Here is an 18,521-nt window from a genome sequence, read left to right on the forward strand (position 1 = left end):
TCCTCTGTAGTTCAGTCGGTAGAACGGCGGACTGTTAATCCGTATGTCACTGGTTCGAGTCCAGTCAGAGGAGCCAATTTCCAGTTCTCATGCATCCTTGCGAATTTCTGCATTATTTTGATTCAACAGGTGAGCGTGAAAACTCTACCCGATGTACTTTCATTTTACCCTCCGCATCGGGGAAAATTGGTGGTCAAATCTGGTGTCAGATAGACATAGACAAAGACACATCACATGCGAATATTGATCGATTAGGTAATAAACTTGCTCACCGCATCTACTGCAAGCTGAAACCGAATTCCCTTTGCAAGTGTAAGCAATTTTGTCGATGCTCAGCCCTGCACCGCTAGCCACACGTTATGCGCCAAATCAGAAGTGACCTGTGGCGTACCATTCTATACCTTTAATATCTTGGACGATTTTAACTGGGAAGCACTGGCGATAAAAATCTGTTTGAAGATCCCGGGTTAGAGTATGGTGCAAGTCCTGGACATAATAGTGTTGAATTGTGGATATCTGCTAAAATGCAGAGGGATAAAAGGCCAAAACTGTTGCTCTTGGCCATAGCTTAGCATGCAGAATACAATTTGAGACTTGTAAAGGCATTTACGAATTACGCACAATATCATGCGCAACTGCGCCGTAACTAATACCGATAATGGCAAGTGATTAAGACAGCCTCTCAAGAATTTCCACATCTTTCTTGCTAAATGTCATGCTGTCATCAAATTTAATAAACCAATCATTACCTTCTATTTTAATCTGAGGGTTAGCATCACCCGAAACTTTAAGAAACCCTTCGTTTACAAAGCTCCTCATATTAGAACTCGCATTCCACAGACCTAAATCACTATTTAGATTAGCTATGGTATCTTCCTTTTTATCATCCTTTACATGGGGGCCTAAATCATTCCTTAGCTTTGAAAGCATCTTTAAATAAGATTTATTTAATTCAATTTTGGCTTTGGCAAGAGACTTAAATGAGTTCATCAGATCTTTATTATTTTTAAGTTGATCGTCTTTATTTCTAGATCTCAAGATTAATAATAAAGATACAAATATTGAAGTTGAACCGGCAGAGTACAGCGCCACCCTAACACTTACTTCTCTCATTATTGCGGCAATTGTGCTGCCAGAAGTCAAAAAGGTCCCAATTGGGGCTAAAATCTCCCAGAGATAGTCTCTTGATGACTTGTTATACACATCTCTAACCTTTAAGGGATTCCACCACTCGGAATTCCCAGATTTATATTTATTATAAAAACCTTTATTGTCTGGCGTCGACAGGACTAAATTAGCTCTGTTTGCTAATAACCCCATTTCAAGATCATCACCTCTTACAGAAGCACGACCACTGCTGTTTGCAAGAAGTGATGTATAGGTTTTCATAGCCTGTTCAACATCATCATTCGCAAAACTATATAAATCATCGTCATGAGTATTATTGATAATATCAACCAATAATTCCATCTCTGAACTATTGAATGAACCGCCATTATTGATAGCATTGGTTATAGAGGATGCTATTCCAGCCATTTTGAAGCCCCCAGTAATTAAATTTCTTTATTCTGTTTAATATCCCATCCCGCTTGCGTTTCTGCACCTTTCGTACCCTGTTCTGTCTGTTCCCAGTAATGAACATTGGCTTTTGCCGACTGGAAATAATAACTGACCATGATTTTATCGGTACTTCCAACGCCAGTGAATTTACAGCCAGTGACCAGGACATCTTCGAGTACTATGCGGGCATATTCAACTTTTTGGCCTCCGGCTTTACATACTGACAGTTCTACGCTGTTAACGTGCTTACCAGATGCGCAAAACTTCATAATGGCCGGTGTACCTTTATCAATAAAAGCCTGCACAGCAAAGTCGCTGAACTGAACTTTGCCTGCGCCCCCGCCACCACCTACTGACATATTACCTGGTTGGTTGGCTCCCCAGTTAAAGGACTGAATATCTATCCAGTTTTTATGATTTGAGTCGTTAGATTCACCATTGACTCCCTCTACTTTCAGATACATATCTACGGCCATATCAGGCTCCTTTGCTTATATAGAATGATTAACGGTATTAATAAATAATCTTAATCAATCTTTATTTCAACTATTTGGACCAACACTAACTCATTCTAGGACATTTCTTAAAAGGAGCTTTCATGCTTAGGACCATTACAACTAATCAGTTTGTTAACATTTTACAGAACTAGAATTAATTTGAGGCGGACAGAAGGTAACGGTGAAAGTTGAACAGGGCTAACTCACTCTGATTTATTACCGCTAAATATAATAAGCCGAGGGATCGTAGAGTTCGCATACGTCTTTTTGTTATAAATGGATGGGCTCATCATCCAATATTCTATCCGCTATTTCTTTAACGCTTAGGCCTTCCTGGAAGAAATAATTGCAAGGCGCGTGCTGATCGGAACAGGTTTTAACGCGGCAATAAAGGGTGGACAACCTTGATCACTGCTCTCCATAGTAACTAAGCGAGGAAATTATCGTGACTGGAACGCGGCACTACCGCAGATAAAGCTGCAAAGCGGGAACGGCAGTATGTTCTGGGATACCGCTCGCACCGGGGAGACCGGAGCACGCCGCAGGTGAACATTGCCGGGAAGTGACTGACTCAGACGGTGTTTGAGGTGAGTATGGGTATGCGCATTCGCGTGCAGGTAATGGGCGGCTATCCGAAGATTTCAGCCCGGCCCGTGTGAATGATGTAGTGGCCCGCTATGTGCAGCAGAAGCGGGACGCCAGACAGACCCGACAACAGATCGAGACCTTGCTGGCGCAGGTCAGTGGCTGACCTTTAAAAGCCGGAAGGATCGCTGAGTTCGATTCCGGTTTTTTAGCGTTAATATGGTATCTCTTTGATTCCTAATTTTTTGGCCATCGATTGTAATTCTTCTTTTGTCCGTTTATTTCTCTTAATTAAGATAAATGAAATGAGGTCCTCCATATTTTCATTTATATACAACTTAAAAAAGTAAACACTATTTTTTCCTGCCAGAATGCTAATAGTTTCACCTTTAAATTCTGTCAAGATGCGAACAGAAGTATCACCACCATTAATTGACAGACCTGAATAATTAGCATTCTCAATGTGAATTATTAGCTCACGAAGCTCTTCACCTTTATTCCTTTGATAATGCTTAAAAAAAATAATCTCCGAAGAAAAAACCTCACTCTTTATATTATTCGGAGTGAATTTCCTTAACAAATTTATATCATCAGAATTTTTCATGGTAAGAAAACCTCAACATCATTGCTTCGAATACCTTTGAGTAATATTTCTCTTTCAAAATAATCGTCAACAGATATATCCCATGACCAAGTATCTCCAGCTTTAGGTGCACCTGTTTTGACTCTTAAGATAACACCATCTTCTCCTGCGAATCTTCTCGCAACATTTGGATCATCTGTCCAAGAGGTGTATGGGCTATTTGCAGAGAAACCACCAAGATTATGCTCTTCTGCAGAGAGCTTAGAGTTTATATTGCCCGGAACTACTTTCCCTCTCAATGCATTGTCCCATTCAGGGTGCCCCTTATGAATCCCCCTATAGTTATAAATTCCTTGTTCTGCATCAGGCAATACTTTTGTTGGCTTGCAGGGACTCAACCCCAGCGGATCCACCCAGCCCAGCGGATCCGGCACATACCCATACAGGTTCAACCCACCCATCAACCCTATCGGATCCAGCTGCGTATACCGCCCACCGCACGGGTCATAGTACCGGAAAGTGTTATAGTGCAGACCGGTTTCACGGTCAAGGTACTGTCCCTGAAACCGCAGGTTCTGCGGCACTTTCCAGTCAACTCCACTACTTTCCCGCTTCGTGCGGCCCCAGGCGGTAAACGCCCCCTGCCAGACGGTGTCACCCCGCTTGTCCGTCACTCTGTCCGGCAGGCCATTCATCTCCGAGTGATACCAGTACACCTCCGCGTGCTGCTGACTGCTGTCGACGCGCGCTATCGGTTCGTAGCTGTTTTCTGCATAGACATACTGCACTGCGGCATCGGGTTTGCTGTCGCTGTGCTCACCCACCATCTGCATGCCGGACCACGAGTAGTGCGTGCATTCCGGCTTCACAGCATGACGCCGCCAGACCTGCTTGCCGGTGCGGCGCCCCAGCGCATCATACTGATACTGCGCGCGGGTGTAGTCGGCATCACCCTCTATAAGCACCTCACGTATGCGGTGTTCATCGTCGTAATGAAAGCGCTGCACAATACCGCGCCGGGTGTCGTGCCGTTCCGTCATACGACCAAAACCGTCGTATTCCCAGCGGATACCCTCGAGACGCTTCAGCAGATTATTCCACACCGGGTGCAGATCTTCGCCGGTGCGGTTATCCGCCGCGTCATACCAGAAACGTTCCTCGCCGTCCGGCTGAATGCTGCGCGTCATTCTGCCTGCCGCATCGTAGCCCCACAGTGACTGGCTGTATTTTTCTGACGGGCTGGACGGGGCGCCATCTGTGACAATCTGGCGAATAATCTGATCGGCACGGTCCCACTGGTAGCGCCGTTCAGACACCAGACGCTGCCGCAAATTATCCACGCTGCGTCGCCGGGTCATGCGCCCGGCAATGTCGTACTGCGTCTCCAGCTCCAGCTCGCCCTGCGTACGGTGAGTTTCGCGATGCAGACGGTCACGCCGGTAGCCCGCCAGCGCATGCGTACGCCCGCCGAGCGTCAGCTGCATCTCCAGCAGATGGCCGGTTCCGTAGCGCAGGAACTGCATTTCACGTCCGTCAGGGTAGACGGAGGCACTCAGGTTGCCCAGCGCATCATACTGATGCTGATAAGTGCCCGAGTGGTTCTGCTCGCTGACCAGCCTGCCCAGCTCATCACGCTGAAAAACGATCACTTCCGCCTCTGCCGGTTCACACTCGCTGATCATGGCCTGCCGCCATGCAGCGTAGGGGAAGCGGTGGATCTCCGTACTCATGGCGTGGTAGCGATACTCGGTCCGGTGCTGTGCCGTTTCGCGCACCGTCATCCTGCCCAGCACGTCGTAGTCGTAATTCACCACCTGCGGTGCCAGCGGGCTGTCCTGCACCGGGTGACGGATCACGCTCTCCACCTGCTGCATGCCGTTGTACTGGTATTCGGTTTGACGTCCGGCGTAATCCTGCTGCTGCGTCAGCAGCCCGGCTGGCGTGTACGCAAAATGCCACTGCTGCCGGTTGCCGTTGGTGAGCGACACCAGCCGCCCGGCGCGGCTGAAGTCATAGCGCGTCACCTGTCCGGCAGGGTCAATCGCCTCGGTGACCTGACCGCGTGCATTAAGCGTCACCCTGCGCTCCAGCATGCCGTCGATGTTCTGACCGCACACCAACCCGGCTTTGTTGTACTTAAACAGCGTTTCCCGCCCGTCGGCGCGCACCCAGGTCTGCAGTCGTCCCGCTGCACTCCACTGGTAGCGGTCGGTGTTACCCAGTGCATCAGTGGTGCTGAGCAGTTTTCCGCAGGCGTCGTACTGGCGCTGACTTTGGTAGCCGGAGCAGTCCTCTTCACGGATCAGCTGTCCGCGCATGTCCCACCAGAATTGATGGCTGTTTTCCAGTGCATCGATACGCCGCGTCAGATCCCCCTGCTCATTCCATTCGAAACGGGTCACGCCGCCCGTGGGATCGGTCAGTGCGACGACATCACCCGCCAGGTTATAGTCATACTGCCACTGTGCGCCATCTGGCAGCACCTCTTTGAGGGGCAACGCGTACAGCGGATGCCAGGTGGTGATGCGGGTGCGATCCAGCGGGTCACGCTCCATCGTCTGATTGCCGCGTTCATCCCAGGCGTATTCCCAGCGTGCGCCCCCCGGCTGCGTCATCGCCAGCAACTGTTCGCTGTCGCCGCTCCAGGTATATGTCCAGTGTCCGCCGTGTGCATCGGTCCAGGCGGTGATGCGGCTCAATGCATCCCAGTGGTGCTCGCTGCTGACGCCTTCATCATTACTGACACGCGCCACCCGCTGCTGCTCATCCGTTTCAATGCGCCAGCTCTCCAGCACGTCACCCTGTTCGTCACAGACCTGATAAGCATCGACACGCCAGTGCCGTGAGTTGAGTGCGGGCCGCCACTGATACTGGACCTTCAGTCCAGTGGAATAGCTGTGCCACGCCAGCTTATCGCTCGCCTGATCCCAGCCATAACGACGCGTGACGACAGCGTCGGCGTCCGTCACCGTCGTGAGTTGCCCCTGGTCGTTATAATCATAGGTAACCAGCAGATGCCGGGATCCTGCCGCTATCTGGTAAACCGCGCTCAGACGCCCGTAATGGGTGTCATATTCCAGTTCCACATCCAGCGCATCGTTATCGCTGGAGATACGTAGCAGCCTGCCCTCATCGTTCCAGCTGAAATGCTGTACGTTTTCATGGCGGTCATAAATACGGTGGATGCGCCATTCCCCCGGTCGCGTGGGATCCGGCTCAAACAGCTGATGCTCACCTTCACTGGTTTGCATCACCATCGCGCCGTTCGGGCTGCAAAACAGCTTCAGCCCCTCGCCCTTGAAATCAATCACATCGCCCGCATGCACTTCCCCCATGCCCAGCTCACGGCCAGTCATGTCCTGGTAGATCAGTTGATTGTCCGGCAGGCGCCAGAGGCGCACCTCGAACGGCAGCATCCAGCCAGTACCGAGCATCCCGGTCGCCAGATTGCGGCTGTGGTAGATGCGCTGCCAGTAAAGCGGCATGCGGTCCGGCAACACAAAATCGAGATCCTCTTCCCGTGCCAGAATTTTCGCCCCGGTGGCAATATTCACCGGGTGTAGCGTCTGGACAGCGCCTTCCATCACGATATTCCCGCCGATGGGGCAAACGATATCTTTTGCCAGCCCGCGTAAAATCAGGCGGCTGAAGCCGAAGCGGTAGAGCTCCGGCAGAATACCTACCAGCGCCCCGCCAATCAGGTTACCGGCCATGTATGCCCAGATGTTTTTACCGCTGTGGATATCGCGCACCGTGATGGTATCGCCACCGATGCGTACGCGCGGGTTTTCGCTCAGTTTGATCTCCGCTTCACAGGTACTTTTGTGGCCGTTACGTGCGGCAGGCTGATTGTTGATCAGCACCTTTTTCGAGCCCTGCGCAATAAAATTGCTGCTGGTGACCATATGACCTTTAGTACAGGCCACGGTATCGAGCGGCAGTGGCGTTGCATACGGACTGGCGCTCTCCACCACCGGCTGCATCAGGCTGGTCCAGACGTTCTTGCCCCACTCCTTTACATCATCTACTGAGAGATGGCTGGCGCGCTCGGCTACCGCCATCAGCGCGGCACCAGGGTTAAGCGCGGTCTTCATCGCCGCCGCCACACCGGTCAGTGCCAGCATGCCAACCGCCGCCCAGTCGATGCCATTGTCAGCCGCCGCGGGCGCGTTGAGGTAATCACGTGACACGCTGCCCGCCGCGCGCGCCGCCAGCTTCCCTTTGATATGGACGTTGCCGGACCCGCTGACAATAAACGCATCCGGCGGTCCGGGGTCGATCAGGCTGTCGACCAGCGATGCCGCCGCGTTGCCGATCTTCTCCAGCCCTCCACTGAACACCAGCGTAGCAATGGCCACGCCACCCAGCAGCGCCCCAACGCCGGTGCCGGCGGCGATCATGATGCCTGCGACAATCGCTCCTTCCACCAGGCCGCCGACAAAATCCGCCAGCGCCGAACTGTGTACCAGCGGATCGCCAATGCGCGCCGCGAGATAATCTGTCATCCTCAGCCTCCCGGTTGCAAACCCGCTTTGATCGCGGCCCAGAAGGCATCGCCATCTGCATCAAACGGCTGCATGCGGCTAAGGGTAAACGCCAGCAAGTGGTCATCCACCCGTGCCACGGCGAGTTTTTCATACACCATCACATGTTGATTTTCGAAGCGCAGCGCCACCTCGCGGGCAGGCATACCGGCGATATCGCTGTCGGCGATCTCACCCATTACCACCTTTTTCATATTGCGTTTAATTTTGCCCAGTTGCTGGCTGAGGTATTTCTCCTCATCTCCTGCCGGGACATCCCAGGCACGGGTAATAACCAACGTCGCATCGGCGAATTTCAGCACATTGATGCTGTGGTCCTGGACTGCGGCGGGCAGGTTAAGTACGCCTTCTGAGAGGGCAAAAGGAACGGTTTTCATGCTTTATCTTTTCCTTGATCAAATGCCGCTTTAACGGCGTCCTGGATTTGCGCTGGAGTTGGTTCCACTGCGGGTAATGCTCCGGGTTGTTTCAGGTTCAGATCCAGCGTACCGCCGGTGTTGATCTGCCCGGTGCCGGAAGCATCGATATTAAAATTCACGCACTGCAACGTGACCTGGCCGTTAGCGCCTAATTCCAGCACCGACTGGCCCGCCACCAGACGAATGCCGCTGTCGGAAGCCTGCACAATCGCCCCCTGCACACGCTGAATAAAACCACCGCCCACCAATTGGGAATGGGCCAGTTGCGTCGCCTCGGTGTGGCTGCCCGACACTGTGCCGTTGTAGTCCTGAGTGACACTGACGGTACGCGACCCCCCCACGCTGTGGGTTTCGTCGTTTTTAACGTTGGTATCCATGTTCTTCTGCGCCTGGATCCACAACTGCTCCTGCCCGGACTTATCCTCGAAGCGCAGAGCATTGGCGGTGTCTGACGTGCCATCTTTCGACCGGCTCAGAAAACCCATCTGCGTCGCCGCTGCAGGCAGCGCCCAGGGTGGCATACTTGCCTCGTTGTACACGCGACCAATGATCAGCGGACGGTCCGGATCACCATTGATAAAGTCCACCACCACTTCGTCGCCGACACGCGGAATCTGCACGCCGCCAAATCCCTGGCCCGCCCAGGCGCTGGAAACACGCACCCAGCACGAACTGGTATCATCGCCCTTTGCCAGCCGGTCCCAGTGAAACTTCACCTTGACCCGGCCATAACGGTCGGTCCAGATCGACTCTCCCTTGGGGCCCACTACTTTCGCCGTCTGTGGACCGTGGGTTTTTGGCCATGGCGTGCGGGGCGGCGCACGGAAAGTGATCGCGGTCGGCAGCACGGTAAAGGTGATATTGTGCGAGGAGGTAATATCACCGCTGGCATAGCTGTTTTCTTCGAATTTATATTCGGCACTGGTGGTGAGATAAGTGCCGTTATCGCTGAAATGCGGTGCATCGAGCAGCCCAAAGGTGTAACCAGGCGCAATGCCGCTCGCCGTACCTGTGCCACTGACGCTGTGATGCTCCACTTCCCACACTTCCTGGCGGATGCGGGTGTAAAACTCGCCGTGGCTGTGGTCAACAAAATGACCCGGCCAGTCATAGACATCCACCGAACCCGGCGTGGGCGCAACCGGGTTCTGCCGCGCCTGAAGCATCCAGGCATTGGGTTTACGGAAATCATAGTCATCCGTGCTGTACATTCCCGGCGTCACGCTCTCGGCCAGTGACCACTGGCTGATCCCCTCTTCCGTTATGCTGCCACCGGAAGGGGCTACGTGGTAGGGAATGGTGGCATAGCCGCTGAACGCCTGATGCTGGTCGGCTGCATCGCACAGAACCAGCGTATGCTTATCGGATTCGTGGCGAAACCAGTAGTAGATCCCCTCCAGTTCCATCAGGCGGCTGATGAAATCGAAGCTGCTCTCCTGATACTGCACGCAGTATTCCCATACCCGGTAGCTACTGGCGAGTTTTGATTCGACGTTGACGTTGTACTCTTTCAGCAACGTCTGCACGATTTGCGGCACGGTCTGGCTCTGGAAAATACGCAGGTTACGATCACGTTTCATTGGCCACACGTCGGGTTCAACGGTCAGGGCATGAACTGCATAGCGCGATCCATTCAGCTCCTCACTGCGCACGGCCACGCGGGTGATTTTGCCGTTGAAGTAACGTGGCGTGAGTAGATTCTGTGTCGGCAGCGTAAAAGTCACCGACTTGCCCAGCAGAGCATGGCGATCGATGCGCGCATCGGTCGCCAACAACTCCGCCTGGAGGGTGAATGATTCCGACAGGGCTTCACGCCCGCTGAGTTTCCAGAACAGCAGGCCCTCCGTGGGTAGCTGGACGGTGATGCGTGAGAACATAAGTAAATCCCGGAAAATAATTAACTGTGAGGATCGAGCAGCCAGACACCTTCCGCACTGATGGTGAGTGTCTGTTCACGAGCGCCGTTATGGCTGCTGATAGAGAAGGTGTAGTTGCCCGGTGCCAGTTGCAGCGCGCCAAAACCATTCGCCGCAGGCACCACGGCCTGCTGCTTGCCGTTGACCTGCACGTGTTCGCCCGGTTGCAGACGGATGTAAACCTGTGCCACTGGTACCGGGGGCGGCGCGGGTTCCACTTTAGCCTGTGCGGTCTGGACTTCGGCCTTGGCCACCGGTTTCTCTGCCACCACCGGGGGCGGTGTAGCGGGTTGAGCCACCGTGGTGTTTTGCGCCTGCACGGGCACGTCATCACCGCCTCCGGCCATCAATACCCCCACGCCCAGCCCGACCAGCACACCCGCCGCCACCAAACCTGGCAGCGCAAAGCGGTGTTGCAGAAAACGTTTCGCTGGCGATAACGGAGCCTCGGCTTCCACCTCTTCGATCGGCACCAGCATGGTGCCAGGCCCACTGATTTTCGCCGCGAGCAAGGGTTCAGATTCGTGCTCGGGCAGCGCCATCAGTTCCGCAAACGCATCGATGTTTTGTGGGCGATCCTCGGCTTTCAACGCCAGTGCCTGGTCGACCGCATTCAGCAGCGCCGTGGAATAGCCAGCAGGGCGACTTTGCACCAGTGGCTGGTAATTATCTTCGATGCTGCGCACCACGCTAACCGGCGGCGGCGCACCGGTGATTAACATGTGCAGTACTGCCCCTAGCGCATAGATATCAGTCCAGGCACCCTGCTCGCTTTCATCGTTGTCGCTATACTGCTCGATCGGCGCAAAACCAGGACGCAACATGGTCTCGCTTTCATCAGACAGGTTACCGATGGTTTTACGTGCGGAACCAAAATCGAGCAGTACGGGTTCGCTATTGCTCAGGATCTGGATGTTATCGAGCGAAATATCGCGGTGCAGATAGCCAGCATCATGAATGGTTTTTATCGCCCCGAGCAGGGGGGGCAACAGACGACGAATCCAGGCTTCGTCGATCTGCTGTGGATTGCGCGCACGCAGATTGGACAACGTGGAACCACTGTAAAACGCCGTCCCCATATAGGCGGTGTCATTCTGTACCCAGAAGCGCAGCACGTGTAACAGGTTGGGATGATTAAAACGTGCCAACAAGCGCGCTTCCTGGATAAAACTGTTCAGACCGGCGTGGAAGGTTTTGCTGAACCGCTCACTGCGCAACACCAGATTCAACCCATCGCTACGCACCGCCAACGAGGCCGGCATAAACTCTTTGATGGCGATATCGCGCTCCAGCTGATGATCCCAGGCGCGATAGACGATGCCAAAGCCGCCACCACCGATGACTTCTTTTATCTCAAACTCATTAAACCGATAACCCAGCGGCAAGGCATTGGGTACATTGAGGTGATTATCGTGTTCCGACATAGACGAAAACTCTCTGATAACGAACGGCTTTAGACATCAAACTGGCAAACAAACTCACCCTGTTCACAACGCACCAGCACCCGACGGTAACGTTCATCGCGGGCGTGGGCGCTGAGCAGTATCTGGCTCATTTGCGGCAACAGGGTATTGGTGAGAATGGCATCGACCATCCGTCCGCCGGACTCCACTTCGGTGCAGCGCTGCACGATCTGGCTGACGACGCTATCTTCAATTTCCGCTGAGATTCCGTGGTTCTCCTGCAGACGGCGCACAATGCGCGCCAGTTGCAATCGGACGATCTGTGCCAGCATCGCATCGCTGAGCGGGTAGTACGGCACCACCAGCAGGCGTCCAAGCAGCGCGGGCGGGAACACCTCCAGCAGCGGCTTGCGCAGTGCATTGCTGAGCGCGTCAGGTTCCGGTAACAGTTCCGGATCGGCACACAATGCGCTAATCAGCTGTGTGCCCACATTGGAGGTCAGGATGATGATGGTGTTACGAAAATCGATATGGCGTCCTTCACCATCTTCCATCCAGCCTTTGTCGAACACCTGGAAGAACAGTTCATGCACATCCGGATGTGCTTTCTCGATTTCATCCAACAGCACCACACTATAAGGCCGACGGCGAACCGCCTCGGTCAGCACACCCCCTTCGCCGTAACCGACATAGCCCGGAGGCGCGCCTTTCAAGGTGGAAACGGTGTGTGCTTCCTGGAATTCACTCATATTGATGGTGATGATGTTCTGCTCGCCGCCATACAGCGATTCGGCCAGCGCCAGCGCGGTTTCGGTTTTCCCCACACCAGACGGGCCACACAACATAAACACGCCGACCGGTTTGTTGGGGTTATCCAGACGGGCGCGTGAGGTGCGCACACGTTTCGCAATCAGATCCAGCCCATGGCGCTGGCCGATGACTCTTTGGTTCAGGGTTTCCGCCAGGTTCAGCACCGCATCGATCTCGTTTTTTACCATGCGTCCTAAGGGGATGCCGGTCCAGTCTGCCACTACGGCCGCCACCACGCTGGCATCCACGGCGGCAAACAGCAGCGGTGCTTCACCCTGCAATTCATGCAACTGCTGCCGGGTGGCATCCAGCTCACTGCGCAGCGCAGTTTCATCTTCAGTGACACAACGTGCACGCAACGCAATAAGTTGATCCACTAGCGTTCGTTCCTGCTGCCAGCGCGCGGTCAATGCCTCTCGCGTAGCGCTGAGTGATGCCTGCTGCCGGGCAATTTCCTGCTGGCGCTCAGGGGCACCGAGCCCGACTTTCGCCTCGCGCCCAGCGATTTCCGCTTCAATGTCGAGTGCCGCCAGACGATGCAAACAATCTTCCAGCTCCGGAGGCTGTGCCCCCTGACTGACGGCGACCCGTGCGCAGGCAGTATCCAGCAGCGCCACTGCTTTATCCGGTAACTGCCGCGCCGGGATGTAGCGGTGCGACAGCTTGACCGCTGCACTGACCGCTTCATCCAGCAGTAGCACCTGATGATGTTTCTCCAGCGCACTAACCGTACTGCGTAGCATCTGGATGGCTTTGGCTTCATCCGGCTCCTGCACCTGCACGGTCTGGAAGCGACGCGTCAGTGCCGGGTCCTTCTCGATATATTTTTTATATTCGGCCCAGGTAGTGGCGCCGATGGTGCGCAGCTGTCCGCGCGCCAGTGCCGGTTTAAGCAGATTAGCGGCATCACCCGTGCCTTGCTGTCCACCCGCGCCGACCAGGGTGTGAATCTCATCCACAAACAGCACAATCGGGGTCGCGCTCGACTGCACTTCGTTGATCAACGCTTGCAGACGCGCTTCAAACTCCCCCTTCATCCCCGCACCGGCCTGCAACATGCCGATATCCAGCAGCCAGAGTTGTACATCGCGTAATGGCGCAGGCACATCACCCGCAGCAATGCGCAGTGCCAGCCCTTCCACCACCGCCGTCTTGCCGACACCGGCTTCGCCGGTCAGCAGCGGGTTGTTCTGGCGACGGCGCATCAGGATATCCACCATCTGACGAATCTCTTCATCGCGACCGGAGACCGGATCGATACGGCCCTCACGTGCTCGCGCAGTAAGATCCTGGGCGTACTGCGCCAGCGTGCTGCTGCCGGCGGCTGCCGGGGCTGCAGCAACATCCGGTTGGGACAGCGCCTGCTGCGCCTCTTTGCTCTGGCTCAGTAAAGCATCGAACTGATCCAGCAGAGCATCGACGTTAATACGCGCAAACTGCGCTGAAATACCTTTCAGCACACTGGCGAGGCTGTAGGTTTTAAGCAGACCGATCAACAGATGACCGCCACGAATGCGGCTGGCTCCGTATTTGAGCGAGGCATAGACCCAGGCGCGCTCCACGGCACTGTCGATGTGCTCGGCAAGATCGGATACGGCACTCGCACCACGTGGCAGACGGTCAAGCGCCGCCACGATATCCCGCGTCAGCGCGTTTTCATCCAGTGAAAAATGACTGATTATCTGCTGTAAGTCCCCGTCCTGTTGCTGCATCAGTTGATGCAACCAGTGCACCAACTCGACATAGGGATTGCCACGCAGCTTACAAAAGGCGGTGGCGCTTTCCAGCGAGGTAAATAACAGCGTGTCCAGTTTGCCGAATAACACGGCGCGGCTGATTTCTGACATATCGAATCTCTATAATAGAAGAAGCAGGCTATGTGACAGGAAAAGGCGATGGGCTAGCGTGAGGCTGCCTCAACTTCAAAAACAAAATCTTCACGATCGACAGGCTGTGCTGGTTGTCCCAGCCAACTGGTGTAACCGAGTCGGGCGCTGCCGCCCAGGGCCGTACCCTCGACCTCATTCGCGGCAAGGATCAGGCTAAGATCCCACTGCATTTCAATACCGATGTAGTGCTGCACCCAGTCGCGCACTTCACATGCCCCTGGCGCATCGGGTAAGAAGTGGGCATATTGCGCGGCGGTGAGTGGTCCCAAACGCAGGCGAAAACGGTGCTGCACATCGCGCACCGCCACCCCGAGAAAAGCCGACTCACCGAGGCGTGGCATGTGCCGCCCGGCGGCCAGGCGTGCCTGATCGCGGCTATCCAGCGTCAGCCACTGCGGTTGGTTTTGCTCAAGCCGCACCGGGATACCAAAATAAAGGCGCAAAATGCGCACCAGACCTTCCGCATCATGTCCGTGGCGACTGAGATGCCCCACCAACATCAGGCGCGCATGCAGGCTGAGCGAGCTGGCCTGTTGCTGAGCCGGAAAACCAATCCCGGCCAGACAGGCGAGATAATCCTGAAAACGTTTATCATCGCCGCGATCGAGAGAAGCGGTCGGCTGCGCATCCGCCCAGGCGCGGTAAAACAGTAAAGTGGCCCGGTGATGAAACAGGTCAGCAAAAGCCGCCAGACTGTGATCCTGATGATGGTCGATACGCTCGCGAACATATTCAGTCAAGTGCGTAGGTAGCGGCCCGTTAGGGCCAAACAGGCCAAAGCTGTAGATGGAGACATCATGACGCCCCTCTTCCTTGCGCTCGCGCACCGAGGCGAGCGTCGCCGGGGCGAAGGTCAGGGAGGGCATCTGGCCGATGCGCAGGCTTTCGAACTTTGGCAGGGGTGCACGCCCCAGCGCATAACGCTGACCACTTTGCGCATTTAACCGACGCAACAGTTGGAACAGGTCATAGCGCCAGGGAGTCGCCATCACCGCTGGCCAGAAATCGTCCGGCAGACGGCTGGCGCGCGATAGATGGATAATCTGTGCAACCTCACTCATAGCAGCGCCTTCTTGCCCATACGCGGCGGCCAGTAACCCACTTCGCCACGTTGCTGGCTGCTCAGCGTCAGTTCGGTGAAACTGTTGAGCGCCACCAATCGCGAGAAGACCCGTTCCAGCACGCTGCCAAACAGCCATGGACTGGCTCCGGAGAACACCTGCTCATCCACTTCCAGCGCAATACTGACCCCACGTGCAAACACGACGGGCCCCGGTTCCGGCACTCGCCGATGTACCGCACTCAGTTGGCAATGGCGAATGCCCTCAATCTGGCGCGCCACTGGCGCTTCCGCCAGATTGGCGTACAGACTTAACAACTGGCGCAAGGCGGCTGCCCCTTCTCCGTCAGCGCTGTCCATCAGGCTCAGATAGTTCATTTGCAGATGGCTTATCAGCCGCCAGGAGGATAAGCCTTCTGCCAGCGCCGGACGCGGTGGCGTTGGCCCTTTGCACAATGTCAGCTGACTCACCGGGATTGAATCCGGCATCACAAACTGGCCGTGTTCCTGTTGCAGCAGCATCAGCGGTAAATCACGGCTGGTACACATGACCTCAGCGGAGAGATGGCGCATATCATCGCGCCACGGTGTGTGGTGTTCATCCACCAGCGAGAGAAACACTTCAGAGCCAATATAGCCGGTGCGAGTGCCATAGCGTTGCGCATGCTCAGACAGCGTGCGCTGTTCACGACGCAGGGAAAAATAGGCGCCGTAGTCACCATTATCCGCGCTGAAGGTGCTCCAGAAGGGTCGGAATACCTGTTCCTCGCGCTGCCCTTGTACGCTGGCAAACAAGCGTTGCACCGAATGCACTTCGTAATCCAGCGGGCGTATATTATCCACCACCAGGTGATATTCATGTTGGCTATCGCTGACTTTTAGTCGCTCTGCCATTTTCGGGAACAGGTTAATCACCGGCGTACAATGCAGCGCCAGATGGCTGCGATCCACCACACTCTCGAGTTCGGCATCGGCCTTATCCAGCAGAATAATGATGTCGAAGGCTGTGGCATGTTCGCAACGGCACAATAGCGCCGCCAGTTGATGCAGGCTGATAAACTGAAACCTTGCCGGAAAAGCAAAATATTCCTGCAACAGACGGTAGCCATCGAAGTTGCGCAAATCGTCCGGTAACAATGCCTGCTCCGGCGCAAAACCTTGTTGTTGCAGCGCGTTATCGGCCAGTACCTGACGCTGCGGCTGTGGCTCCACCGATTGCAGCACGATGCCCACACGATGCTGCATCAACAGTTCCAGCAACCTTAGCGCCTGAATATCCGGGCCGCTGAGGTAAAGCATCAGTTCATCGATTGTCAGTTGGCTTAGGGAGGAAACGCCTTCACACTCAATTCTGATGCGTAATGCGCTGGCTGCACCCAGAGCGCTCAATTTCAGCTCACCCAGCGGAATGTCACCGGGTACGCCGCCGAGCGTCACATCGCTGATGCGTAACGGATGCAACATCACGTCATGCGCCGTGGTATAGCTACAAGTGACGCCCGATTTCTTCAGGCTCTGGCTCTCCATCATGGTGCCACGCGGCACCAGAAAACCGTTGCTGATATTCCCTTTGCGGCTATCCGGCGTCAATTGGGCAATCGCCATTGACGGTGTTGGCGCTAAATAGCCAGGTGCAATCATCTCCAGCATTCGCTGAGAAAAGCGCGGAAATTCCGCATCCATTTTTAGCTGAACACGTGAGGTGAGAAATGCAAAGCCTTCCATTAACCGTTCTACGTAAGGATCGGCGATATCAATGCCGCCCATCCCCAGCCGACCTGCCACTTTGGGATAACGTTCGGCAAACTCGGCGCCCATCTCACGCAGATAGGCCAGTTCACGGTTGTAGTAGTCGAGCAGTTTGCTGTCCATGATTACCCCGCATCCTGTAGTTCGAAATGGCCATTCTCAAGATCGACCTGGGTACGAAACAGAAATTCCAGCGGATAAGGCACACACCATAGACGACCTTTGATCTCAATCGATAACACGTTGTGCAGGTCTAGCGCCGTCAGATCGCTGACACAACGGACCTGCAAACCCTGTGGCAATATGCGTGGTTCAAAATGCAAAATGGCATTGGTCATTTTGCGCTGGATGTCCGGCCATTCGATATCCGACATGTTTTGTCCGGCCAGCGGCGCGACACCGAAATTCCATACCGATCGCTGTACCTCACCAAACGGGCTGAGATCCTGCTGCGCTTCGTTATTGATAGTGTTAAACAGCCACTGTAAATCGCGCAGCACATGGCGGCGTAGCGTGTTATGGGTAATCAGGACGCTGTTGTTCGGCTCGCTCCGTTTATCCGGTGCATCATCTGTCAGGCGATCGAGCAGCGAGGACTGCAACTTGTCGCGTGAGGTCAGCGTGTCGCGGGTTTTACGTGCACGATAGCCGCCGTGCAGCTGTGCATAGCCGTCTTCACGACTCATAAGCTGGCCCGATATCGTTAAAAGTGATGCGCTGAAGTGTCATCAGTGAGAATTCCGCGCTGTCGCTTAGCCAGACTTTCTGTCCCAGACCGATAAACTGGCTGTCAACGTTGCCCAGCGGCTGCCATTCGGTGACGCTGGCGCGCAGCCAGGATTCCTCCGCTTGCGCCGGTAAGGGATAGCGCACCGGAATCTGGCACACCTGTTCACTGCCATCCACCAGTTGGATCAGCGTATGACGCCACACCAAATCCGTTACGCTGGCCGGTGCCTGGAACTGCATTTCCCGGATAGCGGCAAACGGCACCCAGTAATAACGACCATTGACGATGGCTTCACATACTGGACCAAAACGGCTGTCGCCATCCATCAACCACGGGAACGCCACTGACTGGTCCTGCTGCTCTAAGGTACCGGGATTGGCGTCGGCTTGCTCCAGCGCCTGCTGGCGTAGATCTGCGCCGCGTGCCTCATCCCCCTTGACCTCGGCTTGCAACGCCGCCAGCAGGGTTTCACTCCATGCCCAGGCACTGCCTGGCAGTTGGGGCTGCGACTCACCGCGTAACACCGCCGCACGTTGTAATTCCCCGGCAATCGCCTGTTGCAACAGAGTGATGGTGGGTTGTGCCTGTGGGGTAAGCGCCAGCCAGGATTGCAGTTGTGTCTGTGCACGCGTCCAGTTACCGGCCATACACAGCAGTTGGACAAAGGTGGCTCGCAGGTTGGCATCGGCAGGATTGGCCTGAATCTGCGCCGTGGTACGGGCCAGATTCTCTGCCAGTGATGCATCAGCCAGACGTTGTTGTAATGACTCCATGCA

General features: G+C 54.9%; 12 protein-coding genes and 1 tRNA gene. 1 reads left to right on the forward strand and 12 read right to left on the reverse strand.

What is annotated here, in order from left to right; genetic code table 11:
- Nucleotides 1-76, forward strand: a tRNA-Asn gene (locus QMZ65_RS22030).
- Between the two features lie 593 nt (nucleotides 77-669).
- Here the strand turns inward: QMZ65_RS22030 and QMZ65_RS22035 are convergent.
- From QMZ65_RS22035 to QMZ65_RS22090, 12 genes are all read right to left on the reverse strand, one after another.
- Nucleotides 670-1,536 carry a BAR domain-containing protein gene (locus QMZ65_RS22035; RefSeq protein WP_045813563.1) on the reverse strand — a complete coding sequence of 289 codons (867 nt, stop codon included), beginning with the start codon at nucleotides 1,534-1,536 and terminating at the stop codon, nucleotides 670-672.
- 17 nt (nucleotides 1,537-1,553) lie between these two features.
- Nucleotides 1,554-2,036: an Hcp family type VI secretion system effector gene (locus QMZ65_RS22040; RefSeq protein ID WP_097116761.1), complete on the reverse strand. Its 483-nt coding sequence runs from the start codon at nucleotides 2,034-2,036 to the stop codon at nucleotides 1,554-1,556.
- Between the two features lie 820 nt (nucleotides 2,037-2,856).
- Nucleotides 2,857-3,246, reverse strand: a complete 390-nt coding sequence (locus tag QMZ65_RS22045) for a hypothetical protein (protein WP_097116760.1) — start codon at nucleotides 3,244-3,246, stop codon at nucleotides 2,857-2,859.
- On the reverse strand, nucleotides 3,243-7,730 hold the full coding sequence (locus tag QMZ65_RS22050; RefSeq protein WP_176505714.1) for an RHS repeat-associated core domain-containing protein: 4,488 nt from the start codon (nucleotides 7,728-7,730) through the stop codon (nucleotides 3,243-3,245). The genes QMZ65_RS22045 and QMZ65_RS22050 overlap by 4 nt, the downstream gene beginning before the upstream one ends.
- Before the next feature lie 2 nt (nucleotides 7,731-7,732).
- Complete coding sequence (locus tag QMZ65_RS22055; protein ID WP_097116758.1) at nucleotides 7,733-8,146, reverse strand: DcrB-related protein; 414 nt, start codon at nucleotides 8,144-8,146, stop codon at nucleotides 7,733-7,735.
- Nucleotides 8,143-10,065, reverse strand: coding sequence for a type VI secretion system Vgr family protein (locus QMZ65_RS22060; RefSeq protein WP_097116755.1), 1,923 nt, complete (start codon nucleotides 10,063-10,065; stop codon nucleotides 8,143-8,145). The genes QMZ65_RS22055 and QMZ65_RS22060 overlap by 4 nt, the downstream gene beginning before the upstream one ends.
- A 20-nt stretch (nucleotides 10,066-10,085) precedes the next feature.
- The gene (locus QMZ65_RS22065) at nucleotides 10,086-11,528 is read right to left on the reverse strand and encodes a serine/threonine protein kinase (protein WP_097116754.1); all 1,443 of its coding nucleotides are present in this window, start codon (nucleotides 11,526-11,528) and stop codon (nucleotides 10,086-10,088) included.
- Nucleotides 11,529-11,557: 29 nt separating this feature from the next.
- Complete coding sequence (gene tssH / locus QMZ65_RS22070) at nucleotides 11,558-14,164, reverse strand: type VI secretion system ATPase TssH (protein ID WP_097116753.1); 2,607 nt, start codon at nucleotides 14,162-14,164, stop codon at nucleotides 11,558-11,560.
- Between the two features lie 53 nt (nucleotides 14,165-14,217).
- Nucleotides 14,218-15,267, reverse strand: a complete 1,050-nt coding sequence (tssG, locus tag QMZ65_RS22075; RefSeq protein WP_282996554.1) for a type VI secretion system baseplate subunit TssG — start codon at nucleotides 15,265-15,267, stop codon at nucleotides 14,218-14,220.
- Nucleotides 15,264-17,138 carry a type VI secretion system baseplate subunit TssF gene (gene tssF, locus QMZ65_RS22080; protein WP_283216688.1) on the reverse strand — a complete coding sequence of 625 codons (1,875 nt, stop codon included), beginning with the start codon at nucleotides 17,136-17,138 and terminating at the stop codon, nucleotides 15,264-15,266. Before tssF ends, tssG begins: the two co-directional genes overlap by 4 nt.
- A gap of 2 nt (nucleotides 17,139-17,140) precedes the next feature.
- A complete protein-coding gene (gene tssE / locus QMZ65_RS22085; RefSeq protein WP_097116750.1) occupies nucleotides 17,141-17,701 on the reverse strand; it encodes a type VI secretion system baseplate subunit TssE in 561 nt (186 codons plus the stop codon).
- Nucleotides 17,691-18,518: a type VI secretion system accessory protein TagJ gene (locus QMZ65_RS22090; RefSeq protein WP_097116749.1), complete on the reverse strand. Its 828-nt coding sequence runs from the start codon at nucleotides 18,516-18,518 to the stop codon at nucleotides 17,691-17,693. Before QMZ65_RS22090 ends, tssE begins: the two co-directional genes overlap by 11 nt.
- Nucleotides 18,519-18,521 lie beyond the last annotated feature (3 nt).

The organism is Pantoea sp. EABMAA-21 (genome assembly GCF_030053335.1).
GTDB classification, from domain to species: domain Bacteria; phylum Pseudomonadota; class Gammaproteobacteria; order Enterobacterales; family Enterobacteriaceae; genus Pantoea; species Pantoea communis.